This is a genomic window from Kitasatospora sp. LaBMicrA B282 (assembly GCF_050325825.1).
In the GTDB taxonomy this organism is placed as follows: Bacteria; Actinomycetota; Actinomycetes; order Streptomycetales; family Streptomycetaceae; genus Kitasatospora.
The window spans coordinates 24,374-39,021 of record NZ_JBNQTI010000011.1; the positions used below are offsets into that span (position 1 = coordinate 24,374).

General features: G+C 74.1%; 10 protein-coding genes and 1 pseudogene. All 11 read left to right on the plus strand.

The window, feature by feature from the left end:
- Positions 1-2 precede the first annotated feature (2 nt).
- A complete protein-coding gene (locus ACQRUO_RS05660) occupies positions 3-1,046 on the plus strand; it encodes an FAD-dependent oxidoreductase (protein ID WP_428314605.1) in 1,044 nt (347 codons plus the stop codon).
- Positions 1,047-1,220: 174 nt separating this feature from the next.
- Positions 1,221-2,570, plus strand: coding sequence for a 3-phosphoshikimate 1-carboxyvinyltransferase (locus tag ACQRUO_RS05665; RefSeq protein ID WP_428314606.1), 1,350 nt, complete (start codon positions 1,221-1,223; stop codon positions 2,568-2,570).
- A 37-nt stretch (positions 2,571-2,607) separates the two neighbouring features.
- Positions 2,608-3,906, plus strand: a complete 1,299-nt coding sequence (gene aroA / locus ACQRUO_RS05670) for a 3-phosphoshikimate 1-carboxyvinyltransferase (protein ID WP_428314607.1) — start codon at positions 2,608-2,610, stop codon at positions 3,904-3,906.
- 58 nt (positions 3,907-3,964) lie between these two features.
- Entirely contained in the window at positions 3,965-5,497 is a 1,533-nt protein-coding gene (locus ACQRUO_RS05675) for an asparagine synthetase B family protein (protein ID WP_428314608.1), read from the plus strand.
- 14 nt (positions 5,498-5,511) lie between these two features.
- Positions 5,512-6,015, plus strand: a complete 504-nt coding sequence (locus ACQRUO_RS05680) for a hypothetical protein (protein WP_428314609.1) — start codon at positions 5,512-5,514, stop codon at positions 6,013-6,015.
- Positions 6,016-6,084: 69 nt separating this feature from the next.
- Complete coding sequence (locus tag ACQRUO_RS05685; RefSeq protein WP_428314610.1) at positions 6,085-7,443, plus strand: hypothetical protein; 1,359 nt, start codon at positions 6,085-6,087, stop codon at positions 7,441-7,443.
- Between the two features lie 154 nt (positions 7,444-7,597).
- Positions 7,598-8,287 carry a MaoC family dehydratase gene (locus ACQRUO_RS05690; protein WP_428314611.1) on the plus strand — a complete coding sequence of 230 codons (690 nt, stop codon included), beginning with the start codon at positions 7,598-7,600 and terminating at the stop codon, positions 8,285-8,287.
- Positions 8,288-8,386: 99 nt separating this feature from the next.
- Positions 8,387-9,238, plus strand: a complete 852-nt coding sequence (locus ACQRUO_RS05695; RefSeq protein WP_428314612.1) for a hypothetical protein — start codon at positions 8,387-8,389, stop codon at positions 9,236-9,238.
- An 83-nt stretch (positions 9,239-9,321) separates the two neighbouring features.
- Positions 9,322-10,173, plus strand: a complete 852-nt coding sequence (locus ACQRUO_RS05700; RefSeq protein ID WP_428314613.1) for a DegV family protein — start codon at positions 9,322-9,324, stop codon at positions 10,171-10,173.
- A 593-nt stretch (positions 10,174-10,766) separates the two neighbouring features.
- Positions 10,767-11,705 carry a helix-hairpin-helix domain-containing protein gene (locus tag ACQRUO_RS05705; RefSeq protein WP_428314614.1) on the plus strand — a complete coding sequence of 313 codons (939 nt, stop codon included), beginning with the start codon at positions 10,767-10,769 and terminating at the stop codon, positions 11,703-11,705.
- Between the two features lie 69 nt (positions 11,706-11,774).
- Positions 11,775-14,561: pseudogene (locus ACQRUO_RS05710) on the plus strand (ComEC/Rec2 family competence protein); the annotation flags it as partial.
- Positions 14,562-14,648 lie beyond the last annotated feature (87 nt).

Consider the following 14,648-nt stretch of genomic DNA (forward strand, 5'->3'; position numbering starts at 1 on the left):
GCATGCGCATCGCGATCATCGGCGGCGGGCTGTCCGGCTCGCTGCTGGCCTGGCGGCTGGCGCGCGAGCCGCACCGAAGACCGGTCGAGCTGTTCACCGGGGCGGCCGGGGCCGGACCGGACGGGACCGCACTCTCCGGCGGGCTGGTCCGCGGCTTCGAGGAGGACCCGGGGGCGGCCGGGCTGGCCGCCGAGAGCCTGGCCGAACTGCGCGGCGACCCGGTGCTGCGCGGCTGGGCCGACTACCGCGAGGTGGGCTGCCTCTACGTGCTGCCGGCCGGCGAGCCGCCCGCGGCCGCGCTGGAGGCGGTCCGCCGGTACCTGCCGGGCAGCCTGGAACTGCTCGAGGGAGCGGAGCTGGCCCGGCGGTTCCCGCTGCGCAACCTGACCGCGGGCAGCCGCGCGGTGGTGGAACGGGAGGCCGGGTACCTCTCGCCCGGGCGGCTGCGCGACCGGGTGGTCGCCGATCTGGCGCGGACCGGCGCGGTGCTGCGCACCGAGCGGATCCTGCGGGTCACCGACCGTCCCGGCGTCCGACTGGCGGACGGCACCGAGCTCGGCTACGACCTGGTGGTGCTCGCCACCGGGGCCTGGACCCCGGGTCTGCTGGCGGCCGCCGGCCTGCCCGTCGGCGGCCTGCGCACCAAGCAGATCCAGTACTCCGTGGCCGACCTGGCGCTGCCCGGGCTCGGCACCTTCTACGACGCGGCCAGCGGCCTCTACGGGCGGTGCACCGAGGACGGCCGGGCCCTGCTCGGCCTGACCTCGCAGCGCTGGGACATCACCCCCGAACAGGCCGAGCCGGAGGCGGAGCTGACCGCCGAGGTGGCCCGCACCGCGGGAGCCGTCCTGGGGCTGCCGGACGGTCTGGAGCACTACCGGCACACCGTCGCCGGCTTCGACTGCTACCACCTCGTTCCCGGGCTGAGGCTGCGTCATGTCGCCCCCGGAGTAACCACGTTCACCGGCGGCAGTGGTGGTGCCGCGAAGACGGCGCTGGCCGCCTCACGCGCGGCGGCGGCCGTGCTGGCCGCGCTCGGCCGGTAAGTACGCCTTTTCCGGATTGGCAGCGAGTTGCCGTGGCAATTCCTGCACCGGCCTGACCTGGTGACAGGCAATTTCCGATCGAGTTCAGTGGTGCGTGCGGCCCGATACCGGGTGCCGGACATCCGAACCGGCTCACCGATGAATGTTCATCTCAACGACCAGAGACGGGAAATCATGACGAAGGTACGGGTCCACCCGGTCGAATTCGCGCTCAAGGGCGAGTCCTTCGTGCCGTATTCGAAGCCGCACATGCAGCGGGCCATCATCCTCAGCCTGCTGACCAACGCACCGAGCAGCATCATCAACCCGGGCTGGTCCTCCGAGGCCGCCGGACTCTTCGAGGCCGCCCGGCAGTTCGGCCTGCGGGTGCTGCACCAGGACGAGCAGAAGCTGCACCTGGACGGCGCCGGCAAGTCGCTGCGGGCCGCGTCCGGGGTGATCCCGGTGGCCGGTTCGGCGTTCAACTTCCGCAGTGTGGCGGGGCTGGCCTGCCTGGTGCCCGGCGAGACGGTGATCGAGGGCAACACCTCGATGCGGTCCCGGCCGGTGGTCGAGCACCTGGGCTTCATCCGCGACCTGGGCGGCGACTTCGAGGACATCAGCGACGACGCCCACCTGCGGATCAGGATCCGCGGCTCGCGCGACCTGGGCGGCGAGACCGCGGTGGACACCCGGCACAGCTCGCAGGTGCTGACCTCGGTGCTGCTGGCCGCCCCGTTGGCCGCCCGCCCGGTCGACATCGCGGTGGCCGGTCACCAGCCGGTCGGCGAGGGCTACGTGGACCTGACCGTGGAGATGATGCGCGAGCAGGGCGCCGACGTCGAGCGGACCGCGACCGGCTACCGGGTCACCCCCTCCGGCTACCTCTCCCGGGTGCACCACATCGCCTCCGACTTCACCGCGCTCTCCTACCTGGCCGGCGCCGTGGCCACCGCCCCCGACGCGGACATCACCGTCCGCGACCACTACCCCTCGCGGCTCAGCTCCGAACTGGAGTTCTTCGAGGCCCTCGACCAGCTCGGGGTGGAGACCACGCACGACCCGGTCACCAAGACCCTGCGGCTGCGCCGCACCGACCCGGCCGCCCGCCGGATCGAGATCGACGGCAGCAACATCCCGACCGTCACCCCGACCCTGGCCGCGATCGTGCCGTTCGTCGACGCCGAGGTCACGGTGCGCGGCGTGGCCCACGTGAACAACCACAAGTGCCGCCGGGTCGACGTGATGATCGCCGAACTGCAGCGGATGGGCTGCGACATCAAGCCGGTGTACCGGGCCGACGGCGCGGTCGACGGCTTCACCAGCACCGGCCGGCAGCACCCGGAGGGCGGTGTCGAGCTCGACAGCCACGGCGACCACCGGATCTTCATGAGCCTGGCCACCGCCGCCCTCGGTGCGCGCCGGCCGTCGCTGATCGACGGCCTGGAGCACCTGCGGGCGAGCTTCCCCGACTACCTGGATGCGATGGCGCTGCTCGGGACCCGTACCGACAGCACCACGGCGGCGTTCGAAACCGCCATCTGACCTGAGACCCCGGCAGACCCGAGATCTGGAGTGTGTGATGGATTTCCTTCAGTACAAGCAGCTTCACGTCCACCCCGTTCAGCGGCTCGCGGGTGCGGTCACCCCGCCCGCGTCCAAGAGCTCCTCGACCCGCGCCGTGCTGGCCGCCTCGCTGGCCCCGGGGCCCAGCCGGATCGACAACGTGGCCAACAGCCACAACGTCCGCGCCATGATCGAGGCCTGTGAGAGCCTGGGCGCCGAGGTCTTCCAGGCCGACGGCAACAACCTGCTGGTGACCGGCCCCGAGCGGCTGCGCGACGGGGTGACCATCAACCCCGGCAACTCCGGCATCGTGCTGCGCCTGCTGATGGGTGCCACCGCCAACCTGCGCAGCACCACCTTCAACACGCCGTACCTGGCCTCGCTGGGCCAGCGCTCCAACATCGAGATGGTGGACGCGCTCGGCCAACTCGGCGTCAAGGTCACCTCGGAGGAGGACGGCCGGCTGCCGATCACCCTGGACGGGTCGAACGTGCACGCCGGTGAGGTCACCATCTCCGGGCGGCGCAGCTCGCAGTTCCTGAGCGGCCTGCTCTACCTGGGCGGCCTGCTGGACGAGCCGCTCTCGGTCACCGTCACCGACGAGCTGAAGGCCCGTCCGATGGTGCACACCACCCTGAAGGTGCTCGCCCAGGCCGGCCTCGAGGTCAAGGCCGAGGACGACATCATGCGGTACAGCGTCACCCCGGGCAACCACTTCCAGCCCGCGCACTACGAGGTCGGCAGCGACCCGGCGAGCACCGCCGCGCTGCTCGCGCTGGCCGGCGCGGTCGACTCGGAGGTGGTCTTCGAGAAGTACCGCGAGGAGGAGCTCGGCGGCGTCGTGGAGCACCTCCGGGCGACCGGCGTGGAGATCACCGCCAGTGGCAGCACCCTCAAGGTGCGCGGCGGCGGCACCCTGGTCCCGCGCGACTTCGACGGCTCGCTGGCCCCCGACGCGGTGCTGCCGCTGGCCGCGCTGGCCGCGCACGCCGACGGCACCAGCCGCTTCTACAACATCGAGCACCTGCGCTACAAGGAGTGCGACCGGATCAGCGACTTCCGGCGCGAGCTGGAGAAGGCCGGCGTGTCCGCCGAGGAGCGCCAGGACGAGATCATCATCCACGGTGACTCGGCGGGCGTGAAGGGCGGCGTCGAGGTGGACAGCCACTACGACCACGGCGTCATCCTCGCGATGAGCCTGATCGCGCTGCGCAGCGCCGAGGGCCTGACCATCAACGACCCGCAGTACGTCGCGCAGACCTACCCGGACTTCTTCGACCACCTGACCCAGCTCGGCGGCCGGGTCACCGCCTGACCGCGGCCCGCGAGCAGTAGTTCGGCAGCCGGCCGCAGGTCGGCAGAGGGAGGACCCCATGTGCGGCATCGCCGCAATCATCGACCCGCGGGCGGCCGGCGAGGACCTGGCGGCGATCGCCCGGCGCAGCCGGGACCTGCGGGTCATGCTGGAGCGGATCCGGCACCGCGGTGACGAGGAGTGCTTCGCGGAGAGCGCCGCCCGCCCCGGCGTGGCGTTCGGCACCAACCGGCTGGCGATCGTGGACCGCGAGCACGCCCGTCAGCCGCAGTGCGACCCGGACGGCCTGGTCGAGGTGGTCTACAACGGTGAGCTCTACGGATTCCAGGACCTGCGCGCGGAGTTGGAGGCGCTGGGCCGCACGTTCAGCACCACCTCGGACACCGAGATCCTGATCCACGCCTACCTGCAGTGGGGCGTGGAGTTCATCGACCGGCTCGACGGCATGTACGCCTTCGTGCTGCACGACCGGCGCACCGGTGACTTCCTGGCCGCCCGCGACCACATCGGCATCAAGCCGCTGTACCACGCGGTCAAGGACGGCGTGCACTACTTCGCCTCGGAGCAGAAGTGCCTGCTCGGCTACGTCGAGGAGATCGACACCGTGCCGCCGGGCAGCTACCTGCTCAACGGCGGTGCGCCGGTGCGGCACTTCGAGCTGAGCGAGGAGCCGCCGGAGCTGTCCGAGGCGGAGGTCGTCGCCCGCTACCGCGAGCTCTTCGACGACGCGGTGCGCAAGCAGGTGGACACCGACCTGCCGGTGGCCGTGCTGTTCAGCGGCGGGATCGACAGCGCCGTGGTGCTGGAGGCGGCCCGCCGCTTCCACCCGAACGTCACCGCGTTCACGGTCGGCTTCGAGGGTGCCGCCGACATCGAGGTGGCCAAGCGGTACTGCGCCGAGAACGGCATCCCGCACGTGGTCTCCCACCTGGACCGGGACGCCCTGGTCGAGGCGATCGGGGAGGTCGCCTTCGGGGCCGAGTTCTTCGAGGCGATCGACGTGATGGACTCCTGCGTCGCCTACTTCGCCTACCGGCTGGTCAAGGAGCACGGCTTCAAGGTCGCGCTGTGCGGTGAGGGCAGCGACGAGGTGCTGGCCGGCTACGACCTGTTCAAGAAGCATCCGGACCCGCTGGCGCTGATGCGCTACCGGGTGGGCAACCTGCACCGCACCGACCTGCAGCGGGTGGACCGCACCAGCATGCTGAACTCGGTCGAGACCCGGGTGCCGTTCATGGACCGGTTCGTCCTGCAGTTCGGCTACTCGGTGCCGATGTCCCTCAAGATCCGTGACGGCGTGGAGAAGTGGGTGCTGCGCCAGGCCTTCAAGGACAGCCTCCCCGCGTACATCGCGGACCGTCCGAAGGTCCGGATGCCCGACGGCTCGGGCCTGAAGAACACCTTGATGGAGTACGCCCGGCAGACCGAGGTCCCGGCGGACGAGGTCTCCACCGCGCTCGGCATCGACACCACCGAGGGCCGGTTCTTCCTGCGCGAGTACCTCAAGGCGGGGTACCCGGTGCCGCGCGAGCGGTTCAAGACCGCCGGGTTCGACTACTCGCCCAACGGCTACTTCGAGTTCATCTCCTAGGTGCGGGGGGCGACATGAGTGAGCGACCCGCGATCCCGACCGGCGGCAGCGTCCCCGCGGACTACCTGCACCGCGCCAAGGTGAGCCGGCCGGGCGCCGAACTGGCCGTCGCCGGCGGCTACTTCAAGTGGTACGAGATCGCACCCGCGCAGCAGCCGGTGCCGGCCGAGGTGGCGACGGCGGCCCGGGAGCACCTGGCCGCCGAGGCCGCGGCGGGCCGGCTGGCCTTCGACCGCGAGGTCGGGTTCGTGGTGCTGCACCGCTGTGGGGAGCTGTTCCACTACCTGCTGGTCACCACCTGGCGCGGCAGCAACGAGCTCTGGGCGACCGTCTACTACACGGACGGGGCCGGCTTCCTGCCCGGTCGCGCCTTCGACTCCCACCGGGGCACCTACTGCGTCTGGGAGCTCGGGGCGATCGACCACGAGCGGCAGGCGTGGAGCCGCTTCCTGTCCTCCGGGCGCGACGCGCAGGCACTGAACACCTATCTGGACGACACGTTCAGCGGAACGGTCTGATCCCACTACACGGCTCCGGGGCCGGCCGCGCGCCGGCCCCGGAGCAGGACCTGGGAGGGTCCGCACACGATGACTCGCAACAAGCTCACGGACCTGTACCTGGAGCACGTCCGGCGCCGCGGCGACAAGGCCGCCGAACTGATCGCCACGCAGCCCGACTCGGAGATGCTCAACGCCCTCTACAAGGGGCGCTACCTCTCCCGCCCGCTCTTCCTGGAGGCGGCCGAGCGGGAGCAGCTGCACCGTGACGTGGAGAACGTGCGGACCGCGCTGACCAGCCTGCCGGACCGGCTCTTCGGCGGCGACCTGGCCGCCTTCGCCCGCGCCGTGGGCATGGACGAGGTCCAGGCGGCGGCGGTCGCCCGCAGCCGGGCGCCGCAGCCCACCCGCTTCACCCGGGCCGACATGTACGCCGACGCCTCGGGCTTCCGCCTGATGGAGTTCAACATGGGCAGCACCCTCGGCGGCGTGGACAACGCCCAGCTGAGCCGCGCCCTGCTCACCCACCCGGGCCTCGCCGAGTTCGCCGAGGAGCACAAGCTCAGCCTGCTGGACACCGCGGTCGAGCAGATGAACACCCTCTACGCGGAGACCGGCACCACGGCCGAGGGCAATCCGTTCATCGCGCTGACCGACTGGCCGACCAGCTTCGAGGACCTCGGCCCCTACCTGCACCACGTCACCGCCAACTGGGCCAAGAGCGGCATCGAGGCCGAGGCCTGCCACGTCGGCCAGCTGGAGGCCCGGGACGGCGGGATCTGGCTGAACGGCCGCCGGGTCGACGTGGTCTACCGGCTCTTCATGCTGGAGGACCTGGTCTCCTCGCCGGAGGCCCCCGCGCTCTTCGAGCCGGTGCTGGCCGCCGTCGAGCGAGGCGAGGTGAAGATCTTCACCCCGCTGGACGCCGAGGTCTACGCCAGCAAGGGCGCCCTCGCGATGCTGTCCGACGAGGCCAACCGCCACCTGTTCAGCTCCGAGGAGCTGGCCAGCCTGGACCGCACCCTGCCGTGGACCCGGATGGTCCGCGAGGGCCTGGTCAGCCTCGAGGACGGCAGCTCGGTCGACCTGCTGGAGTACGCCCTGGGCCACCGCGAGGAGCTGGTGCTCAAGCCCACCTCGCTGCACGGCGGCCAGGGCGTGCTGGTCGGCTGGCACCCCGACGTGACCGACGAGGACTGGGCGACCGCACTGGGCGAGGCGATGGACGGCCCGTTCACCCTGCAGCGCCGGATCCACCCGGTCCCCGAGCTGTTCCCCGGCGAGGACGGCGAGCCGGAGCCCTGGCTGGTGGTCTGGGGGGTCTTCACCGTCAGCAGCGGCTACGGCGGCGTGACCGCCCGGGCCACCCGGTCCGACGACCCGCACAGCCACGTGATCAACGTGAGCAGCGGCGCCTCCGGCGGATCGGCGCTGCACGCGGAGGTCTGAGGCGCCGGCCGGGACCTCGCCGCGCACCGGGGATGATGACGGCTCGTCAGTCGTCATCATCCCCGGTGCCGCCGTCCGCCACCGCACCGACACCGCCGCACCGACACCGCCGTACCGCAGGCACGCAGTCGCCGACCGAAGAGGACGTACCCCGATGCCCACCAGCTCCGACGCCGACCTCCCGCGCCCGTCCGACCCCCCGCGCCCGTCCGGCAATCCGCCGTCGGTCAGCTGGGGCGGCCGCTACCTGGAGGACTTCGCGGTCGGGGACGTCTACCGGCACCCGCTCGGCCGGACCGTGCTGGCCGCCGACAACAGCTGGCTCTCGCTGCTCACCCAGAACACCGCCCCGCTGCACTTCGACGCGCACTACGCCGCGCAGACCGCCTGGGGCCGGCCGCTGGTGGACTCGACCTTCACCCTGGCCCTGGTCACCGGGCAGAGCGTCGCCGACATCTCGCAGCACGTGATGGCCAACCTGGGCTGGGACCGGGTGCGGCTGCCCAGTCCGGTGTTCGAGGGCGACACCGTCTACTCGCAGTCCGAGGTGCTCTCGGTCCGCCCGTCCGACTCCCGGCCCGACGTCGGCGTGGTGGTGGTCCGGACGATCGGGTTCAACCAGGACGGCACCATCGTGATCACCTTCGAGCGCACCCTGCTGGTCTACCGCCTGGGCCACGGACCGGAGGTCACGGCGGTCGCCCCGGTCTGGGACGAGCGCGCGCTGCGTGCGGCTGGACTGGGCGCACCGGTGGGAGAGGGGACCCCGGTGGGGGAGGGGACCACAGGGCGGGGGACGGGACCGGGTGGTGCGGGGTCAGGGACATCCCTGAGCGCACCCTGATCCACCCCCGGCTCCGGGGTCCGCGGCCCCCGCGGGCGGCTACGGTGGAACCGAAGACGCGGCAAGCGCGGGCCCGGTCCGGTGGAAGGCGGCACTCTGATGGAAGCGATCGGCGCACTGGGAATCCTGCTGGGGCTGTTCCTGACCGCCCTGGTCGTGCTGCTCGTGGTCGGTGCCGTCAAGGCCACCAAGGCCGTGGTGACGAAGGTCGAGAAGACCGAGGCCCAGGCCCGCCGCGCGGTGGAGAACGTCACCCTCAAGGCGAAGACCTACGCCAAGCCCGGCCCGGTGGGCGAGCTGGCGGCCGTCCGGCTCTCCCTGCGCACCGCGCTGGGCAGCACCCGTGACGTGCTGGCCGGCGGCGTCGCCACCGACGGCCAGCTCGCCGAGTCGCTGCGCCTGCTGGACCGCCTCGACGCGCACGCGGCCGAGCTGGACGCCGAGCTGCGGCTGCTGGAGCGCGAGCCGGACCCGGTGCGGATCACCGCCAAGCTGCCCGAACTGCGCGAGCGGGCCGAGCGGATCACCCACTCCGCGGAGTCGATGCGCTGGGCGGCGCAGGACCGGATGCACCGGTTCGCGGCGGACGACCTGAGCCGGCTGAGCGAGGAGTGCGAGAGCGAGGCGGGGGCGCTGCGGCACTGGGACCGGGGCGGGGCGGGTGCGTCGGGCGGGTCTGGCGCGGGTGGGTCTGGCGCGGGTGGGTCTGCTGCGGGTGCGTCGGGCGGGTCTGCTGCGGGCGAGTCTGCGTCGGGTGCGTCGGGCGGGTCCGCTGCGGGTGGGGCAGCTGCGGGTGCGCCGGGCGAGCCGAGCCCGTCGGTGGCCGAGCGGCTGGCGCTCGCGGCGCGGAACGGTCGGCTGAGTGCCGAGGAGGTACTGGGTCTCGGTGAGCCGATCGCCCGGCTCGGGCAGCGCCTCCGCAAGCCGAACACCGGCTCGTCGGCGAACTGACGGCGCCCCACCGGGCACCGTTCCGCTGGTGGCCCGCCGGACTCGGCTGTCCCCGGCCGGTTCGGCGGAGTACCCTCCGGCACATGCCCGCCGACCTCGCGATCGTCACCGACTCCACGGCCTACCTGCCCCAACAAGCCGTCGACCGGCAGCGGATCTCGGTCGTCCCGCTGAGCGTGGTGCTGGGTGACGAGGTGCTGGCCGAGGGGGTCGAGATCACCCCCAAGGACGTGGCCGAGGCGCTGCGCGCCAAGGAGCGGCTGACCACCTCCCGCCCCAACCCGGAGACCTTCGCCGCCGCCTACCGGGCGGCCGCGGAGAGCGGTGCGAGCGGCGTGGTCTCGATCCACCTCTCCGCCGAGCTCTCCGGCACCGTCGAGGCCGCCCGGCTGGCCGCCGCCGAGGCGCCGGTCCCGGTCCGGGTGGTCGACAGCCGGCTGGTCGGGATGGCGCTCGGCTACGCGGTGCTGGCCGCCACGGACGCCCGTGCCGCCGGTGGTGACCTGGCCGCCGTCGCCGCGGCCGCCGAGCTGCGGGCCTCGGGCACCGCGGGCTTCTTCTACGTCGACACGCTCGAACACCTGCGCCGCGGCGGGCGGATCGGCACCGCCCGTGCGCTGCTCGGCTCCGCCCTCGCCGTCAAGCCGCTGCTGCACCTGGCGGGCGGCCGGATCGAGCCGCTGGAGAAGGTCCGCACCGCCGCGCGGGCGATCGCCCGGCTCGAAGAGCTCGCGGTGGAGCGGGCGGGGGAGCAGGAGGTCGACATCACGGTCCACCACCTCGCCGCCGAGGACCGCGCCGAGCCGCTGGCGGCACGGCTGCGCGAGCGAGTGCCCGGGGTGCGCGAGGTCCTGCTGACCGAGGTGGGTGCGGTGATCGGTACGCACGTGGGGCCGGGGCTGCTGGCCGTGGTGGTGGCGCCGGCGGTGGGGTGACGTCGCGTCGGGGGCCCGGCGCTGGCTGATGATCGGTCAATCCGGGGGCCGGGTTGTCCACAAGGGCCGGTTATCCACAGGTTTGCGGGCGTGACTGACGGGTGATCGGACGGCTCCGTACCGTCACGGCCATGAACCGTCTGCGCACCCCAGCCGCCCACCGCCGCCGCGAGGCCGCCGCCCTCGCCAGCCGGCGGCTGGCCACGCTCTTCACGCACCCACCTGGACAGTCGGCCCATCCGGAGGTGGGCCCGGCCCCTGCTTCACCGGCGCCCCGGCTGCCACCCGCGGCCCTCGCCGGCCAGCGGCTGGCCACGCTCTTCACGCACCCACCTGGACAGCCGGCTCATCCGGAGGTGCGCCCGGCTCCCGGTTCACTGGCGCCCCGGCTGCCACCCGCCGCCCTCGCCCAGGGGCGTCTGGCGTCCCTTGCTGCGCCGCCTGAGTCACGGGGTGCTCCGGGCGAGAGCCCGGCGCCGGGTGCCCGCCCGGTGGGCCAAGCCCGCGCGCTGCCTGACGGATGGCCACACGGCTACGGGCGCCGTGCCGGGCCCGGTGCCGCGGTGGAGCTCAGCTCTGCTCGCGGTGTCCCCGTGACCCCTGCCGCGCCCGCTGCCGCCGAGCAGCCTGCTGCTGCCGAGCGCTCCGCAGTCCCCGGGCTCCTTCAGCACCCCGGGCTCACCGAGCTTCCCGAACCGCCCGAGCTTCCCGGACCGCCCAAGCTTCCCCGGCTCCCCGACGACCCGGCCGAGCCCACCCCGTCCGTCTCGCCCACCCCGCCCGCCCCGCCCGCCCCGCCCGTGCTGCGCACCCGGCGCCGGGTGCGCTTCCACCCGCACCTGCCCGAGCGCCTGCACCCGCTCCTCCTCGCCGACCGCAAGGCGGTGCTCGGCCTCACCGTGCTGCTGCTCCTCGCGCTCGGCTATGCGGCCCAGCACTTCTGGTTCGGCCGCCCGGAGGCGGTGGCCGTCCCGGTCGCCTCGCCCCGCCCGGTGGCCCGATCGCTCGCCCCCGCCGCGGCCGGCGCAGCCGCCCCGCCCACCTCCACCGCCGCAGCCGCCGCGCCACCGAACCAGCCGGACCCGGCGCCCGCGGAGAGCGGCGGTGCCGACCCGTCCCCCGTGGTGGTCGACATCGCCGGCCGGGTCACCCACCCGGGCGTCCGCACGTTGCCCGGTGGCGCCCGGGTGGCGGACGCACTGCAGGCGGCCGGTGGCGTGCTGCCGGGGGTGGACACCGACTCCCTCAACCTCGCCCGGGTGCTGGTGGACGGTGAGCAGGTGCTGGTCGGCGCCACCGCGCCACCGGGCGGCGGCGGTTCCTCGCCGGGCGGGCAGCGACCACCGGTGAGCATCAACCGGGCGACGCTCGACCAACTCGACCAGCTGCCCGGGGTCGGGCCGGTCCTGGCCCAGCACATCCTCGACTTCCGCAGCGCGCACGGATCGATCCGCTCGCTGGACCAGCTCCGGCTGATCAGCGGCATCGGGGAGCGGAAGCTCGCCGAACTGAAACCGATGCTGACCCTCTGACCGCGCCGCCACCACCGACCATCACCGCCGCCACCTGACCATCACCACCACTCACCCCGGGGAAGACCGATGTCGCCGCCACCCGCTCCGCCGAACCGTGCGGACCTGCGCCTGCTGCCGCCGGCGGTCGCCGCCTGGTGCGTCGCCGCGCTGCTGCTGGCCGTGGACGCCGAGCCGACCCGGAGCCTGCTGGTCGGCATCGGGCTGCTCGTTCTGGGCGGGCTGCTGCTGCTCCTGGTGCCGCGCCGGCCGTCCGCCACCGCTTCCCGGACCACTCCCGCCCCGACCGTGTCTGCCCGGACCACTCCCGCCCCGACCACCGCCCCTGCGCCCACTGCCGCCGCCCCGCCCGCGGTGCCCCGCGCCTCGCTCGGCTCGCTCGCCCCGATGGCCGCCGCCGTCCTGCTCACCTCTGCGACCGCCGCCGGCTGCACCCTGCTGCACACGGCCGACCTGCACCGCGGTCCACTACCGGCGCTGGCCCGGGCGACCGCCGGAACCCCCGACACCCCGGCCACCGCGACCACCACCGCCACCGCCTCCACCCCCGCGCGGACCACCGTCTCCGTCGAGCTCACCCTCACCGGCGATCCGCGCAGCCGCACCTCCCGGGCCCGCGGTTCCAGCCCGGCCCGGCCGCTGCTCACCGTCGAGGCGACCGCCGACCGGGTCAGCCGGGTCGGTGCGGCCGGCCGGGCCGGAACCCGGGTCCGCACCCCGGTCCTGGTGATCGTCCAGGAGCGTGACAGCGCAGCCTGGGCGGGGCTGCTGCCCTCCACCCGGCTCGCCGCCGAGGTCCGCGTGCTGCCCGCCACCGGGGCGAGTCCGGACACCGGTGCGGTGCTGCTCGCCCAGGGGCCGCCCCGCCAACTCGCCCCGCCCAGCCGGGTCCAGCGGCTCGCGGGCCGGTTGCGGGCCGCACTGCGCCAGGCCTGCGCCTCCCTGCCGGCGGACGCCCGGGCCCTGCTGCCGGGGCTGGTGCTGGGCGACACCTCCGGGATGCCGGACGACCTGGACGAGGCCTTCCACACCACCGACCTGGTCCACCTGACCGCGGTCAGCGGAGCCAACCTGTCCATCGTGCTGGCGCTGCTGCTCGGTGCGCCCGCCCGGGCCGGGACCGCCGAGCGCGGTGGTCTGGCGGCGCTGCTCGGTGTCCCGCTGCGCCTGGCCGCGCTGCTGGGGGCGGTGCTGACCTTCGCCTTCGTGACGCTCTGCCGCCCGGACCCGAGCGTGCTGCGCGCAGCGGCCACCGGACTGCTCGCCCTGCTCGCGCTCGTCCTGGGGCGACCGCGGCAGGCGGTGTCCGCGCTCGCCGGCGGGGTGCTGGTGCTCCTGCTGCTCGACCCCTACCTGGCCCGTTCCTACGGTTTCCTGCTCTCCGCCCTGGCCACCCTGGGGCTGCTCACGGTGGGCCGCCGCTGGGCCGCTGCGCTGCACGCGCGCGGTTGGCCGCACCACCTGGCGAGCGGGGTCGCCGCCACCGCGGCCGCCCAGGCCTTCTGCGCACCGGCCACCGTGCTGCTGGCGCCGCGGGTCAGCCTGGTGGGCATCCCGTGCAACATGCTCGCCGAGCCGGCGATCACCCCGGCGACGCTGGGCGGGTTCGCCGCGCTGGTGGCCGCCCCGTTCTCGGCGAGCGCGGGCCGGCTGCTGGCGGAGCTGGCGGGGCTGCCGACCGAGTGGCTGGCGCTGGTGGCCCGGGCCGGCGCGGCACTGCCCGGTGCCGAGCTCGCCTGGACCCCGGGCTGGCCGGGCGTGGTCACCCTGGCACTGGCCGTGATCGCGGCCTGCTACGGCCTCCCGCCGCTGCTGTCCCGGACGCGGACCAGGCTACAAACCAGCAGCCGGGCCGGGGCCGAGCAGCCGGCGCCCGCCTCCCCAGCTGCTCCCGCCTCCCCTCCGTCCCACTCGCTCTCGTCCGGCCTCCTTGATCCCCACGCCGACCCCGCCACCCACCTGCTGGCCGCCCCGGTAGTCGACGCCACCCCCGCTAGCCCGGCGCGTCGACGACTCCGGATGGTGCCGGTCGGCCTGCTGGTGCTGGGCTTCCTGCTCCTGCTCCTCCGGCCGGCGCCGCTGGTGCGGATCGCCACCGGTTGGCCGCCGGCGGGGGCCCGACTGGTGATGTGCTCGGTGGGCCAGGGCGACCTGTTGGTGCTGCCGGTCAGCAGTGGCCCCGGGGACGGTACGCCGGACACCGCGGTGGTGGTCGACACCGGGCCCGACCCGGCGGCCGCCGACGCCTGCCTGCGCGAGCTGGGCATCACCCGGGTGCCGTTGGTGCTTCTGACGCACTTCCACGCCGACCACAGCGAGGGGCTGCCGGGGGTGCTGCGGCACCGCTCGGTGGGCGCCGTGGAGACCACCACGCTCGCGGAGCCGCCGGGGGAGGTGGCCAAGGTGGGCGCCTGGGCCGCCGCTGCGCACGTGCCGCTGCTGCGGGCCGCGCCGCGGGAGCACCGCGCGGCCGGGCCCGGCCTCTCCTGGGACGTGCTCTGGCCGCTCGGCGCGTTGGGCCCGGCCACCCCGGGGGCGAACAACGCGAGCGTGGCGCTGCTGGTCAGCGCGGGCGGGCTGCGGCTCGCGCTGCTCGGCGACCTCGAGCCGGCGGCCCAGGCCGAGCTGCTCAGCCGGGCCCGGCCGGGGCCGGTCGACGTGCTCAAGGTGGCGCACCACGGCTCGGCGAACCAGGACTGGGAGCTGGCCCGCGCCCTGCGCCCGCGGCTGGCGCTCATCTCGGTCGGCGCGGACAACCCCTACGGCCACCCGGCCGCCCGCACGGTGGACCGGCTGCGGGCCCTGGGTGCCACCGTGCTCCGCACCGATCAGGCGGGTGACATCGCCGTCCTGGGCGACACCCCCACCGGGCTGCACGCCCTCACCCACCCGCACCCGAACCTCCGCGCCCTGGCCGCCCCGGCCACGCCGGCACCCGGCCGC

Coding starts and splice junctions, on each gene's coding strand:
- ACQRUO_RS05660 (WP_428314605.1), top strand. CDS start 3: ATGCGCATCGCGATCATCGGCGGCGGGCTGTCCGGCTCGCTGCTGGCC.
- ACQRUO_RS05665 (WP_428314606.1), top strand. CDS start 1,221: ATGACGAAGGTACGGGTCCACCCGGTCGAATTCGCGCTCAAGGGCGAG.
- aroA (WP_428314607.1), top strand. CDS start 2,608: ATGGATTTCCTTCAGTACAAGCAGCTTCACGTCCACCCCGTTCAGCGG.
- ACQRUO_RS05675 (WP_428314608.1), top strand. CDS start 3,965: ATGTGCGGCATCGCCGCAATCATCGACCCGCGGGCGGCCGGCGAGGAC.
- ACQRUO_RS05680 (WP_428314609.1), top strand. CDS start 5,512: ATGAGTGAGCGACCCGCGATCCCGACCGGCGGCAGCGTCCCCGCGGAC.
- ACQRUO_RS05685 (WP_428314610.1), top strand. CDS start 6,085: ATGACTCGCAACAAGCTCACGGACCTGTACCTGGAGCACGTCCGGCGC.
- ACQRUO_RS05690 (WP_428314611.1), top strand. CDS start 7,598: ATGCCCACCAGCTCCGACGCCGACCTCCCGCGCCCGTCCGACCCCCCG.
- ACQRUO_RS05695 (WP_428314612.1), top strand. CDS start 8,387: ATGGAAGCGATCGGCGCACTGGGAATCCTGCTGGGGCTGTTCCTGACC.
- ACQRUO_RS05700 (WP_428314613.1), top strand. CDS start 9,322: ATGCCCGCCGACCTCGCGATCGTCACCGACTCCACGGCCTACCTGCCC.